15 protein-coding genes and 1 pseudogene are annotated in these 17488 nt (G+C 71.2%); 10 read left to right on the plus strand and 6 right to left on the minus strand.

Going from position 1 to position 17488, the window contains the following annotated elements; genetic code table 11:
• Window positions 1-10: 10 nt before the first annotated feature.
• On the minus strand, window positions 11-1042 hold the full coding sequence (locus ACWCXH_RS23945; protein WP_449803500.1) for an SCO2583/SCO2584 N-terminal domain-containing protein: 1032 nt from the start codon (window positions 1040-1042) through the stop codon (window positions 11-13).
• A gap of 752 nt (window positions 1043-1794) precedes the next feature.
• Here ACWCXH_RS23945 and ACWCXH_RS23950 point away from each other — a divergent pair.
• From ACWCXH_RS23950 to ACWCXH_RS23965, 4 genes are all read left to right on the plus strand, one after another.
• Window positions 1795-2340 carry a hypothetical protein gene (locus ACWCXH_RS23950; protein ID WP_449803501.1) on the plus strand — a complete coding sequence of 182 codons (546 nt, stop codon included), beginning with the start codon at window positions 1795-1797 and terminating at the stop codon, window positions 2338-2340.
• A 147-nt stretch (window positions 2341-2487) separates the two neighbouring features.
• Window positions 2488-3057 carry a hypothetical protein gene (locus ACWCXH_RS23955; RefSeq protein ID WP_449803502.1) on the plus strand — a complete coding sequence of 190 codons (570 nt, stop codon included), beginning with the start codon at window positions 2488-2490 and terminating at the stop codon, window positions 3055-3057.
• 13 nt (window positions 3058-3070) lie between these two features.
• Complete coding sequence (locus ACWCXH_RS23960) at window positions 3071-4090, plus strand: COG1470 family protein (protein ID WP_449803503.1); 1020 nt, start codon at window positions 3071-3073, stop codon at window positions 4088-4090.
• A 345-nt stretch (window positions 4091-4435) separates the two neighbouring features.
• A complete protein-coding gene (locus tag ACWCXH_RS23965; RefSeq protein ID WP_449803504.1) occupies window positions 4436-5497 on the plus strand; it encodes an Ig-like domain repeat protein in 1062 nt (353 codons plus the stop codon).
• A 328-nt stretch (window positions 5498-5825) separates the two neighbouring features.
• On the opposite strand, the pseudogene ACWCXH_RS23970 reads toward ACWCXH_RS23965, so the two are convergent.
• Window positions 5826-5933: pseudogene (locus tag ACWCXH_RS23970) on the minus strand (site-specific integrase); the annotation flags it as partial.
• Window positions 5934-5963: 30 nt separating this feature from the next.
• Between ACWCXH_RS23970 and ACWCXH_RS23975 the strand changes: the two are divergent.
• On the plus strand, window positions 5964-6476 hold the full coding sequence (locus ACWCXH_RS23975; RefSeq protein WP_449803505.1) for a hypothetical protein: 513 nt from the start codon (window positions 5964-5966) through the stop codon (window positions 6474-6476).
• A gap of 49 nt (window positions 6477-6525) precedes the next feature.
• Here the strand turns inward: ACWCXH_RS23975 and ACWCXH_RS23980 are convergent, their stop codons facing one another.
• The 4 genes from ACWCXH_RS23980 to ACWCXH_RS23995 are packed head-to-tail and all read right to left on the minus strand — an operon-like array spanning window position 6526 to window position 10469.
• Window positions 6526-7854, minus strand: a complete 1329-nt coding sequence (locus tag ACWCXH_RS23980; RefSeq protein ID WP_449803506.1) for an ABC transporter permease — start codon at window positions 7852-7854, stop codon at window positions 6526-6528.
• Window positions 7851-8537, minus strand: a complete 687-nt coding sequence (locus ACWCXH_RS23985) for an ABC transporter ATP-binding protein (RefSeq protein ID WP_449803507.1) — start codon at window positions 8535-8537, stop codon at window positions 7851-7853. The genes ACWCXH_RS23980 and ACWCXH_RS23985 overlap by 4 nt, the downstream gene beginning before the upstream one ends.
• A complete protein-coding gene (locus ACWCXH_RS23990; protein WP_449803508.1) occupies window positions 8534-9847 on the minus strand; it encodes a hypothetical protein in 1314 nt (437 codons plus the stop codon). The genes ACWCXH_RS23985 and ACWCXH_RS23990 overlap by 4 nt, the downstream gene beginning before the upstream one ends.
• Window positions 9834-10469: a hypothetical protein gene (locus ACWCXH_RS23995; RefSeq protein ID WP_449803509.1), complete on the minus strand. Its 636-nt coding sequence runs from the start codon at window positions 10467-10469 to the stop codon at window positions 9834-9836. Before ACWCXH_RS23995 ends, ACWCXH_RS23990 begins: the two co-directional genes overlap by 14 nt.
• 89 nt (window positions 10470-10558) lie before the next feature.
• Here ACWCXH_RS23995 and ACWCXH_RS24000 point away from each other — a divergent pair, with 89 nt between their 5' ends.
• The 5 genes from ACWCXH_RS24000 (at window position 10559) to ACWCXH_RS24020 (ending at window position 17335) form a co-directional block, all read left to right on the plus strand.
• Window positions 10559-11275, plus strand: a complete 717-nt coding sequence (locus ACWCXH_RS24000) for a response regulator transcription factor (RefSeq protein ID WP_449803510.1) — start codon at window positions 10559-10561, stop codon at window positions 11273-11275.
• Window positions 11265-11933, plus strand: a complete 669-nt coding sequence (locus ACWCXH_RS24005) for a hypothetical protein (RefSeq protein WP_449803511.1) — start codon at window positions 11265-11267, stop codon at window positions 11931-11933. The genes ACWCXH_RS24000 and ACWCXH_RS24005 overlap by 11 nt, the downstream gene beginning before the upstream one ends.
• Window positions 11934-12043: 110 nt before the next feature.
• A complete protein-coding gene (locus tag ACWCXH_RS24010) occupies window positions 12044-13081 on the plus strand; it encodes an ATP-binding protein (RefSeq protein WP_449803512.1) in 1038 nt (345 codons plus the stop codon).
• Window positions 13082-13568: 487 nt separating this feature from the next.
• On the plus strand, window positions 13569-16322 hold the full coding sequence (locus tag ACWCXH_RS24015) for an ATP-binding protein (protein WP_449803513.1): 2754 nt from the start codon (window positions 13569-13571) through the stop codon (window positions 16320-16322).
• A 317-nt stretch (window positions 16323-16639) separates the two neighbouring features.
• Window positions 16640-17335, plus strand: a complete 696-nt coding sequence (locus ACWCXH_RS24020; protein WP_449803514.1) for an aspartyl/asparaginyl beta-hydroxylase domain-containing protein — start codon at window positions 16640-16642, stop codon at window positions 17333-17335.
• Window positions 17336-17488: the final 153 nt, after the last annotated feature.

Here is a 17488-nt window from a genome sequence, read left to right on the forward strand (position 1 = left end):
GTGGCCCCGGTCAGCGGGGGATCCGGTTGTCGGTCGCCAGCACGTCGCCCGGCACCGTCGAGCCCACCTGGCGCCGCAGCGCGCCGATCGCCGGATCGGAGATGGAGACCGTGAGCCGGTAGGGCGGCTGGCCGGTGATGGTGTTGTGCGAGTCGGTCGGCGCCGCCAGGCGCTGCTGGACGGCGAAGCCGTCGAAGCCCGGGCACAGGGCCTCGACCGGGAGGGTCACCTCTACGGAGGCGCCGTTCTCGGGTCCGACGTGGACGGTGCCGCCCGCGTCGGACGGGGCGTCGTCGTCGTGTGTGAGCGGGAGCCCGTGGGCCCCGCCGACCAGGCCGTCCGGGCCCTCGATCTCCACCGCCACGCCCTGCGGACCGAGCGGCGCGGACAGGTCCAGTGCGCGGTCGCCGGCGCCCGGACCGAGCCCCAGACCGATGGTGAAGTGCCCGGGGTCCTTCGCCGAGGTACGTGAGAACCCGTAGGAGCCGAGGACGAGTTGCGGTCCCGGCGGTGGGGCGTCCGACTGTGGTCCGGCGGCGAAGGTGAAGGATGCGGGCGCCGGCTCGAAGTGGTGGAAGCCCTTGGTGCCGCACCTGGTGCCGTCGGAGACCCCGCCGCCGGGCAGCGCGACGTCCGCGGTCGGCCGGGGCGATGCGGGCACGGCCTGCGGGTCGCGCGCCGCCAAGCCGTCCCTGTTCAGCAGACCGGCTGGGTCCGTTCCGACCGCGACGGCCAGCAGCGCCGCGAAAGCGGTGACCGCGATCAGCGCGGTGCGCCGGCGTCCGGGCCGGGTCCACCGTGAGCGGGCCGCGTCGGAAGCCGCCCCAGGTGCCCAGCGGCGGCCTCCCGGGTCCACCGGCGGCTCCTCCCGCCACTGCGCGGCGAGCATCCGGGTCCGGGCGGTCGGCTCCTTGACGGCGGCGTCCCTGATGAAACGCTCGTCCAGGACGAGTCCCTCGAACGGGTCGGGTGTCGCCCCGCCCGGCGCCATTGGCTCCGGCTCACGGGAAGGGGGCTGCTGGGGTTCCTCGGCGGTCGGCACGGCGCCAGTATGCCCGCCCGTTCGGACACACCGACCGGCGAGGTTACCCGGGACGCCCTGCGGCTTGGACACCGACGGTCACTCAGCCGTCGGGCGTCCCCCGTCACCGGCACCGGGCGCAACACCGCATTCCGCGCGAAGGTCCGTGACAACGACCCGGCTCGCCCCGACCAAGAGCCGGCCGGCCGGCCGGTGCTCCGGTCGGCCGGGCCGCGGTGCCTTGCCCGCGCGGCTCTGCGGAAGGCCGAAGGACACCTGCCCGCCGTCGGTGACGGCCAGGAGCTCGGACATCCTCCTGAGAGGTCCGAGCCCCGTCGTCTGACGGGATCGAGGGCGACGGGTGGTGCGCTCCCCGCCGCACCTGTGCCCGCGACGCGGTTACTGGAACTGCCGATGACGTCGGCGCGGGCGCGCAGCTCGGCGTAGTTGTCACCGCCGTAGGCGAATTCGGCCGAGACGTACTTGCCGTTGGCGTTCGACTTGATGGCGTAACCGGCGCCGCTGGGCTCGAGGGTGAACTGCTCGAAGCCTGCCACGACGTCGGCGCGGGCGCGCAGCTCGGACCGTCATCTCGTCTCCTTCGGCGCGGCCACCCGGTCCGCGAGCGAGCCGGGCCGCCGCGAGTGGGCGTGCGCCCGCGGCGCGTGTGCGTGATGTGCGAGCGGCCCTCACCCGTTCGGGCGATGGGCCCTGCTGTGGGTGATTTCTACCTTGTCAGAGGCACATTCCATCGCCTTCGTTCGGGAGGAAGCATGCCAACCCCGCGTACCGGTCTCACTGCCACCGCGGCCGTGCTGCTCGTGGGCGCCATGACCGTGGTGACTGCGCAGAGCAACGTGAGCGCGGCCCCGGCCGCACCGGGTGCGGACAGGGGGATCGCGAAGCTGCACACGATCGTCGACCTGCCGCCCGGCAGGTGGACCGACACCCCGTTGGAGGTCACGCTTCCCCGGGCGGGTACGTACGAGCTCGACGCGGACGTCCGCGGACGCCTCCAGGGCACGGCGCCGCTGAACGTGTTCATGAGCGCGCGGCTGTGGAACGTCACCTCCGGCGCCGAGGTGCCGGAGAGCGAGCGGCTCGTGTACCAGATCATCGACGAGAAACCGCACCCGGGCACCGCCGTCGACGGCGGTAACGCGACTGCGCCGATCAGCGAGCTGATCAGGGTCAGCGGGCCGACGACGATCCGGCTGCAGGCGCAGGAGACCAACGCCGTCGGGGCGGCCGCTATCGCGCAGGTCTACTCCGACGGCGTTGGCTTCACCGCGCTCCGCTACGACCGGGTCGGCCCCTGATACCGGCGCTTCTCGATCAAGCAGCACGGTCTCGGCGGCGGTATCAGGGCCCTGCGGCGCCATGCACGCGGATCCCGTCGGCTTGTGTGAACAGGCCGCGCCCGATTGTCCGAGTCGCGTCAACCAGCATGTCCGCCGTCAATCAGCATGTCCGCCGTCAGCCGGGATGTCCGCTGGCGGGTGGCTACCTCGGGAGTTATCGTGCGCACACGAATCCTGCCTGTCGCGACCGCAGCCGCTGCTCTCATCATGGTCCAGCCAGGCCTCGCCATGGCGGCGGGCGACCCCAGCACCACGGTCACGTTCACCGTCACGTCCGGCGCATTGACGCTGTCGGTACCGGCCAGCGCCGTCCTCGGCTCGGGAGCGCCCGGCACCACGATCAGCGCGGCGATCGGTCCCTGTACCGTCACCGACGACCGCGCCCTCGCCTCGGCCTCCTGGACGGTGACCGCGGCGGAGACGGACTTCGTGAACGGTGCGTCGACGATTCCCGCCACCGACGCCACCTACTCGCCCGGGACGGTGACGACGACCGGTACCATCACCGTCACCCCAACGACCGTGACGCTGAGCAACGCCGCGCAGACGGTACTCACCGGGAGCAGCGGTGTCGGGGACAACACCGCGTCCTGGGACCCGACAGTCGCCGTCAACGTGCCCGCCGCCGCCGTCGCCGGTACCTACACCGGAACGCTGACCCAATCCGTTGCCTGACGGAAGGAAGGGTGTGCGCCGGTACTGGGTTCTCCTGCTGATGCTGGCCTTCGTGCAGGCCGCCGGGGTGATGCCGGCGGCGGGGCACGGGGCGCCCGGGGCGCCCTCGCCCCAGGACCCGGCTGCGGGCAGGACCATCGGCATCAAGCTGCTCGACGCTCCGGAGAACCGCCGTGCCGATCCCAGGGCGCACACCTACATCGTCGACCACGTCGCACCCGGCTCGACCATCGAGCGGCGGGTGGAGATCACCAACAAGTCGTCCACACCGATGCACGTCAACGTCTACGCCGCGGCAGCCACCATCGCGAAGGGTGAGTTCACCTTCGCGCCGGAGCACACCCCCAACGAGCTGACCGGCTGGACATCACTCGACACGGCGGACCTTGAGCTCGCGGCCTCCGAAACGGCGCGGGTACGCACCATCATCCAGGTGCCCAGGGGCGCCGCCGCCGGGGAGCGATACGGCGTCATCTGGGCGCAGACAAGCACCCCCACGGACCGCTCGCACAACCTGACGGTGCTGGGCCGGGTGGGCGTCCGCATGTACATCGACGTCGGTCCCGATGGTGAGCCACCCTCGGACTTCAAGATCGAGCGGCTCTATCCGACCCGAGCCCGCGACGGGCGAGGAGAGGTTCGCGCCCGGATCCACAACACGGGGGGCCGCGCCCTGGACATCAGCGGGGCACTCTCCCTCTTCGACGGGCCGGGCGGACTGCACGCCGGACCGTTCTCGGCCGCCAAGGGCACCACACTGGCTCCGGGCGACCTCGCGGATGCGGTCGTCCCGCTGGACGCACCGCTGCCGAACGGCCCGTGGGCCGCGGAGCTCACGCTCAAAAGCGGCCTGGTCGAGCACACCACCCGCGCCACCATCACCTTCCCGACGACTCCCGGTAGCGTCGGAGCGGTCGCCGCGTCGGTCGCCCAGCAAGGGCACCTGCCCACCCCCGCGGTCGCCGGGCTCTCAGTCCTCGCCCTCACCGCTCTGTGCCTTCTGCTCTCCAGGTTCCTCCGGCGCCGCCGATGACCACTCCAACCAGGCCCCGCCCCCGCAGTCGGCTGATCTGCTTCGTGAGCGACGCATGACGGTCCTCATCAAGCGCGTCACCGCTCCTTCTGCGCCGGCGCCATCCTCGCCGGCGCTCCGGCCCCGGCACACCACTTGCCCACCCGCTGTGTTTGTCGACTCCGTGTGCTCGCCACGATCACCGTCGTGTTGTATTCGCGAGCCCACCTGCGGAAGCGTAAAGAAATGTTCATGTCACGGTGAGTACCTACGGCTCGTCATCGACGGTTGGGAGCAGAGATGTCGGTGTTCAAACATGAGAGAGGGCGGGCCGGAGCAAACCGCGGCACGGGAGGTATGGGCGGCATGTTTCGATTGTGGCTGCGGGTAGGGGCCCGCAAGACGGGGGCAGTCACGCTAACCGGGCTGGCCGTCCTGGCGGTCGTCCTGGCCACAGCCTGGACCGCCACGGTTCAGCGCACCCACGTCGCCCAGGTCAACGACGGGACGGTGCCGATGACCGACGCCTTCACCGCCGGCCTCACCAAACCCAGTGGCACCGCCACCACTGACCCCGGCAGCACCGGCCTCACATTTACGGTCACCCCCGCCGTGACCACCACGTTGACGGCCTCCCCGACCCCGTCGCTCTTCGGGCACCCGGTCACGCTCACCGACACCGTCTGCCCCAACTCCACCACGATCCCGACCGGCACCGTCACCTTCACCGACGGCGGCGCCACCCTGGGCACCGCACCACTGACCCCCGGCGGAGGCGACCACTGCGCCCAGGCCCACCTGACCTGGTCGAATCTGCTGCCCGGCAGCCACACCCTGACCGCCCAGTACAGCGGCGACGCCACCTATCCGGCCCCCGCCGCGGAGAGCGCCACCCAGACGGTCAACTGCACGCGCACCGTCACCGGCTCCGTGGCCAGCGTCGTCGCCACCGGTGAGAGCACGTGCATCCTCAACGCCACCGTCCGCGGCAGCGTCACGGCCGGGGCGGGCACCGCCCTGTTCATCGGCAACTCCACCGTCCAGGGCAGCATCACCTCTTTCGGCTCCACCCTGGTCGGGGTGTGCGGCACCACCGTCACCGGCTCCCTCACCGCCACCGGAGCAAGCAGGTTCGTCGTCATCGGCGATCCCGGCGACGACCACTGCGCCGTCAACCAGATCCAGTCGTCGGTCCAGCTGAGCAACAACACCGGCGGTCTGGAGGTCGTCGGCAACCACATCGGCGGATCCCTGATGGTCACCGGCAACACCGGCACCGGGCCCTTCCCCGAGGACAACCGCCCCGAGATCGAAGGCAACACCATCGGAGGTTCCCTGTCCTGCTCGGGCAACACCCCGCCCCCCACCAACGACGGCCACCCCAACACCGTCACCGGCATCCGTACCGGCCAGTGCAGCACCCTGTAACCCACCCGGCCGGGCATCCCGCCTCCGGGTAAACCTGTCGTGCCCGCGCCCGCTGCCGCACTCCACGCAGCGGACGCGGGCATGCGGTGGCGGAGCAGGGGAAATCCGGCTCGGCCGTGCATCTGGCGCATGATCACGGGGGGACGGTCGGATGGAATCTCCCTCCGAAGCAGGGAGAAGAGCGCGGGTTTTTTCTCAGGGCTGGTCCAGCTCGGGGTCACGGCAGGGAATCTGCTGATCAGGTGCCTGCTTTCGATTCCCGACTTCTTCCCCCTGGGCCGGTGGATCGCCCGGCTGTGCCGAGTGCGCTGCTGGGTCAGGGGCGGTGGGTCAGGCCGGAGTGCCAGTACTCGTGCAGGTCCCAGCCCGTGCCGGGTCCCCGTAGTACGGTGCGCTCGTCCAGTAGTGTGCGGGCCTGCCTATAGGAGAGGCGGGCGGCCTGGAGGACCCGCCGCACCGCTCGATCGTGGTCGTCAGCGCGGGCAGTCACCTGCGGGTCCTGCTCGGATCGGTCGCGACCGCCACCGCGTGGTGCCTGCTGCTGACGGTGGCCGGTCTGGTGCTGCCGCCGGCCCTGCTCGTGGCCGTACCGACCGCGTTCCTCACCTTCCTCGCCTCCCAGACGGCCCTGGGCCCGCACGGCGTCGAGCTGAGCCATCCCGGAGCGCTGCGCGCCGTCCTCGGGGCCTGCCTCCACCTGACCCTCATGTGCCTGTTCTCGCTGGGCATCGCGACGATGCTGCGCAGCACGGCGCTCTCGCTCTCGCTGCTGTTCGCCTTCACCTTCGTGCTCTCGCCGGTGGCCAACACCATCCCGGCGCTGCGTACCGCCGCCTGCTACCTGCCCGACCACGCCGGTGCCGAGGTCATGAAGGCCGATCCGGGCCCCAGCCCAGGAACGGGTCTGCTGGTCCTCGCGGCCTGGGCGACGGCGGCCCTGCTGGCCGGCTACCTCACGCTGCGCGGCCGTGACGGCTGAATCGGACTCATTCATCTGGTCATGACTCCACAGAGAGTGGATCAGAACCTCACAGAGTGGCCAGGGCTTTGGTGGGTGTGAGGCGGGCGGCTTTGGTGGCGGGGTAGAGGCCGGCTGCGGCGCCGATGGCGAGGGCGCCGGTGAGTCCGCCGGCGATGGCGGCGGGCGGGATGACGGGTGGCCAGTGCTGGGCGAGGACGTAGGCGAGGGTGGCCACCACGCCGAGGAGGGTGCCGGCCAGGCCGCCGAGAGCGGACAGGGCGATGGACTCGGTCAGGAACTGGGCCCGGATCTGGCGGCCGTTGGCGCCCAGGGCACGGCGCAGTCCGATTTCGCGACGGCGTTCGAGGACGGAGATGACCATGGTGTTGGCCACTCCGATGCCGCCGACGAGCAGCCCGATCGCGGCCAGGCCGAGGAACAGCGCAGAGTAGGTGCTCTGGGTGGCGCGTTTGGCCGCGAGGGCGTCGGAGGGGCGGCTGATCTGGACCATGCCCGGCAGCTGGGGGTTGACGGTGGTGGGCAGGACCGCGCGGACGGCCTCGATGGCGTCTTCCCGCGCTTTGAGATAGATGACGGTGGGATGTCCGTCGAAGCCGAGGGCGTGCTGGGCGGTGTCCCAGCCGACCATGACGGAGCGGTCGATGTCGGGGGACAGGGGGGTGGAGTTGAGGATGCCGATGAGGGTGAACCAGCGGGAGTTGATGAAGATCTGGGGGGTCGGGGCGGCGGGGTCCAGCCGCGTGATGCCGAGGCGGGTGGCGGCGACCGAGCCGAGGACGGCCGTGGGGAGCTGGTCGGTGGCGGGAGTGAGGAACTGTCCGGACATGAGGGTGGCGTTGACGAGCTGGGGGAGGTTGTCCTGGGCAGCGAGGACGGTGAGGCCGGTGTAGTCGTGGGGGTCGGCGTGGTCGTTGCGGTGGACGGTGGCGTGGGTGTTGGCGACGGCGGTGACGGCGGTGACGGGGCCGATCCGGGCGGCCATGGCGGGTGCCTGGGTGGGCAGCAGGACGGGCGGCTGCTGGCCTGGGACGGGTACGACCTGCAGCATGTTCGTTCCCATGGCGGTGAGCCGGTTCATCAGGGCCTGCTGGCTGGAGGCGGGGATGCCGGTCACGATGATCAGGGTCGCGATGCCGATGGAGATGCCCAGGGCGGACAGCGCCGCACGCAGTTTGCGGGTGCGGATGCCGAGCAGGCCGACCAACAGCAGGTCCAGTGGTGACAGTCGTACCGGGCGGGTTCGGGGGTCGAGGTCCGCGCGCGCCCGGTGGTGGCCGGCGCGGCGACCGGCTCGCCGGCCGGTCGGCCCCAGGCCGGAGTGCGCGGAGGGTGTGGGCTCGTGGCCATGGGCGGGCGGTGTGGTGGTGTGGGTCACGGGTGGTGGTCTTCTCGTGCGGTGTCGGTCACGATCCGGCCGTCGCGGATCTCGATGCGGCGCGGGAGCCGGCGGGCGATGTCCCGGTCGTGGGTGATGAGCGCGATGGTGGTTCCCTCGGCGTTCAGGCTGACGAGGAGGTCGAGGACAGCGGTGCCATTGGCGGTGTCGAGTGCCCCGGTGGGCTCGTCGGCAAGCACCAGGGCCGGTTGGTTGACCAGGGCGCGGGCGATGGCGACGCGCTGGCGTTCCCCGCCGGAGAGCTGGTGGGTCTGGTGGCCTGCGCGGTGGGCCAGGCCCACCCGGTCGAGCGCCTCGAGGGCGAGGGGGCGCCTTCGGTGACGTCGCACGCCCGCGTAGAGCAGTCCGGTGGCGACGTTCTCCGCGGCGGTCAGGGCATCGGTGAGGTGGAACTGCTGGAACACGAAGCCCAGCCAGCGGCCCCGCAGTGCCGACAGACGGCGGTCGCTGAGCGCCGCCACCTCCTGCCCCGCGATCTCGATCGTGCCGCTGGTGGGGTGGTCGAGGGTGCCCATGATGTTGAGCAGAGTGGACTTGCCCGACCCGGACGGCCCGGCGATGGCCAGGAGTTCTCCTTCGTCGATGGTCAGTGAGACGTCGTCGAGCGCGGTGACACCGGGGTAGGCCATGGTGGCGTGGTGGACGGCGAGGACAGGGGTCATGAGGTGGTCACCACCCGCAGGCCTTCGGTGATGCCGGTTCCGCTGATCTCCACGAGGCCGTTGGCGAACAGTCCGGTCTGGACGCGCAGGAGTTGTCCGTCGGCGCGCTGGACGGCGTAGCCGCCCTGGCTGACGGCGAGGAGTGCGCCAACGGGGACGGCGAGGACCTTCTGCCGGGTCTGGGTGGTGAAGTGGGCCTGTACGGGGGCGGAGTCCAGGTGGGCGGCCGCGGTGGGGTCGTTGAGGGAGAGCGTGACGTTGACAGTGGCTCCGCCGCCGGGGGTGCCGCCTCCGCTCCCTCCGTTGGGACTGGCTTGGGCGGCGGTGCTGACCTGGGCGACGCTGCAGGCGAGGGTGGTGTTGTCGGGCAGGGTGACGCTGACCTGGTCTCCGTTCTTCATGGAACTGGTGTCGGTGGAGGTGACCGGGACGGTGATGACCTTGTCGGTGCCGGTGACGGTGAGCAGCGCGCTGGTGGCCGGGTCGCCGGCGTGGGCGGGGACGGCGCTGATCCGTACGGCGCCGGGCAGTACCGCGATGTCGCCGACGTTGAGGCTGCCGGTGGCGGGCAGGCCGGCCTTGGCCTGCCAGCGCTTGATGGCGTCGATCAAGGCGCTGGTGAGCACGCCGTCGCCTTGCCGGACCTCGACCACGGAGGGCGTCGCGGCCGCCGGCGGCGGGGTGGCCGGCGTACCGGCCGACGCCGGCGCGGACGCCCCGGACGCCCCGGAAGCGGCGGGAGCGGACGGGCCGGGGCCGGCCTGTTGCCTGGACGCCCCGGACGACGCGCCAGGGGCTGCGCCGGGGGCGGGTTGCTGGGTGACACGGGTGCCGGGCGCGGGTTGGTCGCCGATGCTGTAGCCCAGTGCCTTGAGGTTGTCCGCGACGGTCTTCACGTCCCGGCCGACCAGACCCGGGGTGTCGAGGGCCCGGAACAGGGGAGTGGCTCCGTAGAACAGCGGCACGGGCCGGTCGTTGACGCGGTACAGCTCCTGGCCCCTGATCACGGTGGCGCCCGCGGCGGGCAGCGAGGTGACCAGTCCGGGTCCGCCGCCGCTGACGCCCTGGGGGCCGCCATAGCCGAGGGTGCCGTTGAGGGTCTGGGTGTCGGCCAGGTCGGTGCGCACGACCTGGGTGGTGGCCACCGAGGTGTCCGCGGCCGCGGCGCGTGTGCTGGGACGCTGATGCGCCTGATGGATCAGGACGCCGGGGATGGCCAGGCCGGCAGCCAGGCAGGGAAAGGTCAGCAGGGCTATCCGCTTGGCGCGGCCGCGCTTGGTCGGCTGGGCGTCGTCGTTACTTGTGCGCACCGAAGGTCTCCATCAGGCACTGCTGGGAAATGTCGCCCCAGTTGCTCGGCATCGGCTCGTTGAAAGACGGGAACCGCCCGTCGGGGGAGACCTCGGTCTTCAGGCCGTGGGCGTTGTCGCAGTTGATCTCGGCCCGCAGGTCGTCCTGGAAGTGCGGGTTCTTGTCCGGGTCCGTCTCCACCGGCTCGAGCGGCTGCTTCGAGCGGCAGGCGTTGTAAGCCGCCGGGTTCTCGGCGTAGCTGTCGTTGTTGGTCAAGGGGACACCCGTATATCCAGGAGGATGATGAGGCGACATCGGGAAGCCGTGCTGCGCCAGACACTGGTAGAACGCCTGGAGAAACTGCTGCTTCTCCTCGGGGGACGTGTCCAGCCGCAGCTGAGGCCGTCCGGGGTCCGGGTCCGCCGACGGCGATCCACCGCCGGGGCCGGTGCTGGATGGCTGGGGGAGGGAGGCGACGTTCTGCCCGCCCGGTGCTGCGGATCCGCCGGAGCCGGGGGCGTCGCAGGCGGTGAGCCCCAACGCCAGGACCAGTGCGCCGAAGGCCGTCCAGGTGCCGCGGCGCGCTCGCCGCCGCCCGGGCCAAGGGCCGGCAAGGCCGGTGGGGTGCTGGATCTTCGACATGCCGTCACCCTGCCCCGGCGATATGAAGATCCTGTCAGGCCTCGATCAGCATCTCGTCAGCCCGCCGCCGCGCCCTTAGAGTCGGGCACATGTGCGCAGATGTCCTGATCGCCGAGGACGATCCGAAACAGGCCGAGCTGATCGGCCTGTACGTGGAACGCGAGGGCCACACCGCCCGCATCGTCCACAACGGGCGTGAGGCCCTCGACGAGTTACGCCGCCGCGAGCCGGACCTGGTGGTGCTGGACGTGATGATGCCGCTGATCGACGGCCTGGACGTGTGCCGCATCCTGCGCACCGAATCGGACCTTCCCGTGTTGATGCTCACTGCCCGCAGCACCGAGGAGGACCTGCTCCTCGGCCTCGACCTCGGCGCCGACGACTACCTGACCAAGCCCTACAGCCCCCGCGAACTCATGGCCCGGATCCGTGCCCTGCTGCGCCGCACCCGACACACGGCCGCCGACCCGCACCCGGTACTGCACGCCGGCTCGCTGAGCGTGGACCCGCTCCGCCACACCGCGCACCAGGGCGAGCGTGAAGTGTGCTGCACCCCGGGAGAGTTCGAGATCCTCGCCGCCATGGCGGCCGAGCCGAACCGCGCCTTCACCCGGCGCCAGCTGCTCCTGCGGGTCTCCGGCTTCGACCGCTACATCAGCGAACGCACCATCGACGTGCACATCCTCAACCTCCGCAAGAAGCTGGAGCCCGACCCGCGCCGGCCCGTCCACCTCGTCACGGTCTTCGGCATCGGCTACAAGCTCACCACCGCCACCAGCCGGCCCGTAGACGTCCGTGTCCGCTGACATCCCGCTGCGCCGGAGCCTGATGACGCGGCTGCTCGCGTGCTCGGTGCTGATCGCCCTGTGCTCGATCGCCGCGACGGCCTGGCTGGCGGTGCACTCCACCACCACCGCCATTCAGCAGCAGCAGGGACAGGTCGTCGCCGACGACGCGAGCATCTACGACACCCTGCAGGGCTACGCCGCCACGCACCCCGACTGGAGCCAGGTCGCGGGCACGGTGCGCGAGCTGGCCGCCCGTACCGGCCGCAGGATCGCCCTGACCACGCCTGATCATCAGCCGCTCGCGGACTCCGCCCCGGTACCTTCGCCGCTGCCGGCCCGGTCCTCGGCGGTCCTGGACCCGTTGCGGACCGATCCGGCGCTCGCCGCCACCTCGCAAGGACCGCAGGCTCCCGCGGCGGATTCGGACGGGATCGACCCCCGCGCGGTGGGCCCCTATCTCCTACCCGCCGCCGACCGTGACCAGCTCCACACCATCGCCCAGAAGATCGGCACCTGCCTGACCAGCCACGGCGTCTCCTTCACGACGACCGACCAACCCAGCGGCCGCCCGGCGGTGGCGCTCGCCAGCCAGGACGGCCTCCTGCGGGCCAGGCCGCCGACGACTGCGGCCTGGCCACGCTGGCCCGGCCCACACCCACCGAACAGCAAGCCCTGAACCGTCTCGACATCCTGATCGCCGACTGCTTCGCGCACCAGCACCTGCCTCCGCTGCGCATCGGCACCGACTTCGAGCCCCTCGCCCCGCACTTCCCCGACGCCGCGGCCGTGCACTCCTGCATCGACCAGGGCCGCCGCCAACAACTCGCCGACTACACCGCCCCCGCCGCCCTCCTCTACATCACCGGCCACACCACCTCGGACACCCGTTCGTTCCAGCCGTCCGCGGCCGCGACCTGGCGGATCGTCACGGTCACCGCCCTCGTCCTCCTGCTGGCCGTCACCGTCACCGTCACCGTCGGCGCCCGCCTGGTCAGGCCCCTGCGCGCGCTCACCCGCGCCGCGCTGCGCCCCGAGCACCTGCACCAGCGGGTCCCGGTTACCACCCGCGACGAGATCGGGCACCTGGCCGCCGCGTTCAACGACCAGAGCGAACGCCGTGAACGCGCCGAGGAGCAGCGCAAGGCACTGGTCAGCGACATCGCCCACGAACTGCGCACCCCGCTGACCAACATCCGCAGCTGGCTGGAGGCAGCCCAGGACGGCATCGCCGTCCCCGACGCCGCCTTCACCGCCTCCCTGCTGGAGGAGGCCCTGCTGCTGCAGCACATCATGGACGACCTCCAGGACCTGGCCGCCGCCGACGCCGGCCCCCTTCGCCTGCACCCCGAGCTTCTCGACCTCGACCAGTTCCTGGCCCAGGTAGCGGCCGCGCACCGCGGCCGCGCTCACGCCGCAGGCATCGCACTGACCGTCCGGACCGGAGAAAGCCTGGTGCTGACGGCCGACCCGCAGCGGCTGCGCCAGATCCTCGGCAACCTGCTGTCCAACGCGCTGCGCCACACGCCGGCCGGCGGGCAGGTGGAGGTGGGGGCTCACCGGGACGGCGCCGAGGTGGTCGTCGAGGTCAGGGACACGGGCAGCGGTATCGCCCCTGAGGATCTTGCGCGGGTGTTCGACCGCTTCTGGCGCGCGGAGAAGTCCCGTAACCGCCGCAACGGCGGCAGTGGCCTGGGGCTGGCCATCGTCCGCCAGTTCACCGAGGCTCACGGCGGTACCGTCGCCGTGCGCAGCGCCCCGCAGGCCGAGACGGTGTTCACCCTGCGTCTGCCGGCCCGCACGTCCGCGGGCGCGTGGCGGCCTTGAGTCCAGTCCCGCCGAGGGCCCTGACGGCCTTGTCTGCCAGTGCCCCCACCTCCACCAGCGGTTCGCCGAGGGCCACACCATCGCCCGGCGCCTGTTCGAGGAGATCCGACAGCGCGGCTACCCGGGCCAGGAGCAGATCGTGCGCGTCCACGTGCGCCGGCTGAGGGAGGCGTTCCCCAATCAGGATCCGCCCCGACGCAAGCCCTCCGTCAGGGACGTGACCAGCTGGACCACCGCCCCGACCGCCTCCGCGACGATGACGCCCGGCAACTCAAGGAGCTCCTCGCCCGAGTCCCTGTGCCGGCCACCACCGCCGAGCACGTCAGGGCCTTCGCCGAGCTGGTGAACGACCGCCGACAGGCCCGACCGCCGACTGATCCGGCCGCCGCTCGCCCACGGACCGCTCCACCCTGAACCGGCCGGCGTCCGCATCCGTCTGACAGCTGTGCGGGCCGACGGCCCGGAATTACGGAAAGGGGCTGCCTGGATGAAGGAGTGTCAGGTGCTGGTCGGACGCGAGCCGGAGCTGGAAGAGCTGACCGGGTTGCTGGATGCCGCGCGCGGGAACCGCAGCGGAGCCGTGGTACTGCGCGGATCCGCCGGCATCGGCAAGAGCGCGCTCCTGGGGCGACTGGCCCGGGAGGCACAGCCTGATGTGCGGGTGCTGACCGCCACCGGTGTGGAGTGCGAGGTCGAGCTGCCGTTCGCGGCCCTGCATCAGTTGCTGCGGCCGCTGCTGCCCTTGCTGCACCGGCTGCCGCAACCGCAGGCGGCGGCCCTGAGCGGAGCCTTCGGCATGGGTCCAGGACCGGTCGACCGGTTCGTGGTGGCCCTGGCCGCACAGACCCTGTTCTCGGTGGCGTCCGAGGAGACCCCGTTGCTGCTGCTCGTGGACGACGCCCACTGGCTGGATGCGGCAAGCACCGACGTGCTGACCTTCGTCGCCCGCCGGCTGGACGTGGAGGCGATCGCGATGGTCCTGGCCGTTCGCGAGGGCTCTCGTCCCTTCACCGCTCCGGGGGTGCCGGATCGTGCCGTGGGCCCGCTCGGGCCGGAGGCTGCGGCCCGCCTGCTCGACCGTACGCTGCCGAGCACCGCAGCCGTCACGCGGGAGCGCCTGTTGCGGGAGGCCGACGGCAACCCGCTCGCGCTGGTGGAACTGCCCGCTGCGCTCAGCCCCGAGCAACGCGACGGGTCGGCGCCGCTGCCGGAACACCTGCCGCTCAACGAACGGCTGCAACAGGTCTTCCGATACCGCGCGGCCAGTATCGCGGACCAGGGCACTGGTGTGCTCCTACTGGCCGCCGCCGAGAGCGGGGGTGACATCAGCACAGTGCTCGGGGCGACGCCGGACCCGCAGGCCGCCATGGACGTCCTGTCCGCTGCGGAATCCGCCGGCCTGGTCTTCCTGGACCACCGGCAGCTGCGGTTCCGGCATCCGCTGGTCCGCTCGGCGATCTACCAGGGCGCCTCGCACAGCCAACGGCGCGCTGCCCACCTGGCGCTCGCCCGGACCCTCGGCGTTGGCGACGACCGGCGGATCTGGCATCTGGCGGCCGCCACGGTCGGCACCGACGACACGGTCGCCCGGAACCTGGCCGAGATGGCCGAGCGGATCCGGCGCACCGGCGCCGTGGCCACCGCCGCGCAGGCCCTGCAGCGTGCGGCGGCCCTGACCACGGGCCGCGACACGCGGGCGCGGTGGCTGGTAGACGCGGCCGAGTGCGCGTGGACGGCGGCGAACACCTCGCTGGCCGAGGCGCTGCTCGACGACGCCGAAGCGATGACGGACGACGCGGTGCTGCGCGGGCACTGTGCCAAGGTCCGGGGGGCCATCATCCACGCCAGCAGTGATCCGGCGGAGGCGCTGCGGGTGTTCCTGGACGGAGCGCAGGTGGCCGCCGCGGTGGACGCCGAACTGACCGAGGAGATTCTGGTGATGGCGGCCCGCTCCGCCTGGGTGGCCGGCTTGCCGGGGAAGCTGACGGAGATCGGCGGGCTCGTCACGGCGCTCTCCCGCGACCGGCTCTCGAAGGGGGCCGAGTTCGGCCGGCACTTCACCTACCTGGGCTCGTTGGGCTCCGATGCCGACCGGCCCGTCCGCGCGCGTGACCGGAACCTCTCCGGCGCACTGATGACCTGGCTGTCCCCCGAGCGACTCAAGCCGTGGATGTGGCCGCCGGTCTTCCTCCCGTACCTGACGGGTGATGTCGAGCCCATGATCGGTGCGTACCACCAGGCGGTCTCCGCCCTGCGCAAGGTCGGCGCCGCCGGGGCGCTGCCGATGGCACTGGCTCCCCTGGTGGCGCTGGAACTCGTCACCGGGCAGTGGACTTCGGGTATCGCGCACGCCGAGGAGGCACTCCTCATCGCCACCGAGACGGGCCAGTTGGGAGCCGCGTGCCATCTGCGCACCATGCTGGCCTGGATGGCGGCGGCCCGCGGGGACGGGGAGCGGTGCCGTCACCTGGCCGAGTTGTCCCTGAGCGACGCGGCGCCCCGCCGGATCTACTCCGCGGTCGCCCTGGCGCACTGGGGTCTGGGCCTGAACGCGCTCGCCGAGCGGCAACCGGAGCGAGCCGCACGGCTGCTGGGCGAGGTCGTGCGTCCCGGTGGGCCGGCCGAGCACTTCATGGTGAGCTGGCTGGTCCTGCCCGACCTGGTCGAGGCACTGGTGCGCTCCGGCGACCCAGGGCGGGCGCGCGGCGTGCTGCGGATCTTCGAGGAGCGCGCCGCTCCCGAGCAGCTGCCGCACCTGCACGCGCCCTGGATCCGGTGCCGAGCGCTGGTCGCCTCGGCGGAGGAGGCTCCGGGCCTCTACGAGGAAGCGCTGGTCGCGCCGGGCTGTTCCCCTTTCGACATAGGCCGTACGCACCTGCTGTACGGGGAGCGGCTGCGCCGGAGCCGACGGATCAAGTCCGCCCGGGAGCACCTGCACCAGGCGGCCTCCCGGTTCGAGATGCTGGACGCGCGCCCGTGGGCGGACCTGGCGTACGCCGAGCTGCGCGCAGCCGGTGACCGCAGCCGGGCCGGTCTTGCCCCCGAACCCGCTCCCGCCATCGCGCAACTCACGCCTCGGGAACACCAGATCGTCGTTCTCGCCGCCCAGGGGATGAGCAACGGCGAGATCGCCGCGCAGCTGTTCCTCAGCCGACGGACCGTCGGCTACCACTTGCACAAGACGTTCCCCAAGCTCGGGATCAGCTCCCGTACCCAGCTCTACGGCATGAACCTCTGCTGAGCCCGCCGGGACCGACGTGCCACCAGCCAGTGCCGTCAGGTCCCGCGCGGTACCCGGAACCGATCATTTTTGTCGGACCCCGGTCATGTGACAGATGCCGGGCCGTGCCGCAGGTACGGATACTCGGAGCGCTGGAGCAAGGAGCTCAAGGGAAGGCAGGAGTCGGACAGGGGTTCTGCGGGGGAGCCCGCGATCCGAGACGAGCGGCCTCGGGAAGCCGTGCCGGCGCGACCGGGCACTGGAGGAACCTTCTGCGTTCCTCCAGTCCGGCCAGGCGACCCCGGCCTCATTGACGGACGTACGAGAGAGAAAACGAAGTGAACCTGGCAAATTTCCGACGAAGGACCGTCCGCCGCGCTCTGAGTGCCGTCTATCTCAAATTGAGCGGCGGTGAGAGCAGATTTCGTCTCATTTCTCCCTATGGGATCTTTCCCGAGGCACGTGAGCTGGAGAAGGACTTCTCCAGGATCAAGGCCGAGGTGGACGAGCTCATACGGCTCAGGCGGCCCCAGAAGTACAGCGAGGTCGAACCCGAGCGTGCGGCCGAGGTCTCGAAGGACTGGAAGGTCTACTACGGCAGCCTGATGGGTGCGATCAATCCCGAGGCCATGTACGTGATACCGACGATCACCTCCTTCGCGGCAAGGAACCCGCGCGTCGTCAGCACTGTCGTGTCGATTCTCGATCCCAAGGTCACCTTGAAAGCCCATGTCGGAACCAACGGGGGATTTCTGCGCTACCACCTTACGCTGAAGGCGCCCGAGGTGAATGCACCCTACATTCGGGTGGACCAGGAGAAGTACACCTGGAAGGAAGGCGAAAGCATCATACTGGATGATACTTTCGACCATGAGGTCTACAACGAGAGCGACGAGCAGCGAGTCGTCCTCATTGTCGACATATTCCGGCCGATGAACCGCATCGCCGACGCCGTCAACCGGATGCACACCTGGTCGCGCCGCAAGGCGGCGGCAAAAATTCTCGCAAGCTCCAGAATTCTTGGCGACAGGTAGTCGAGGATCCGGATACGGCGCAGGCGACGGTCCGGCATGTGCCGGCCGGAGATGTCGCCGGGGCCGCCGCACGATCACCGGGACTTTCATGCCCCGGGCGGCTCATCGGGAGTACGACCCGGGGCTGCCGCGCGCCGAGTCCCCCTGCCCCGA

The sequence above is a fragment of the Kitasatospora sp. NPDC001660 genome, from assembly GCF_053596725.1.

What these genes read in the sequence shown, in the direction of transcription:
- ACWCXH_RS23950 (WP_449803501.1), top strand. Translation starts at nt 1,795, where the DNA reads ATGCCAACCCCGCGTACCGGTCTCACTGCCACCGCGGCCGTGCTGCTC.
- ACWCXH_RS23955 (WP_449803502.1), top strand. Translation starts at nt 2,488, where the DNA reads ATGTCCGCCGTCAGCCGGGATGTCCGCTGGCGGGTGGCTACCTCGGGA.
- ACWCXH_RS23965 (WP_449803504.1), top strand. Translation starts at nt 4,436, where the DNA reads ATGTTTCGATTGTGGCTGCGGGTAGGGGCCCGCAAGACGGGGGCAGTC.
- ACWCXH_RS23985 (WP_449803507.1), bottom strand. Translation starts at nt 8,537, where the DNA reads ATGACCCCTGTCCTCGCCGTCCACCACGCCACCATGGCCTACCCCGGT.
- ACWCXH_RS23995 (WP_449803509.1), bottom strand. Translation starts at nt 10,469, where the DNA reads ATGTCGAAGATCCAGCACCCCACCGGCCTTGCCGGCCCTTGGCCCGGG.
- ACWCXH_RS24000 (WP_449803510.1), top strand. Translation starts at nt 10,559, where the DNA reads ATGTGCGCAGATGTCCTGATCGCCGAGGACGATCCGAAACAGGCCGAG.
- ACWCXH_RS24015 (WP_449803513.1), top strand. Translation starts at nt 13,569, where the DNA reads ATGAAGGAGTGTCAGGTGCTGGTCGGACGCGAGCCGGAGCTGGAAGAG.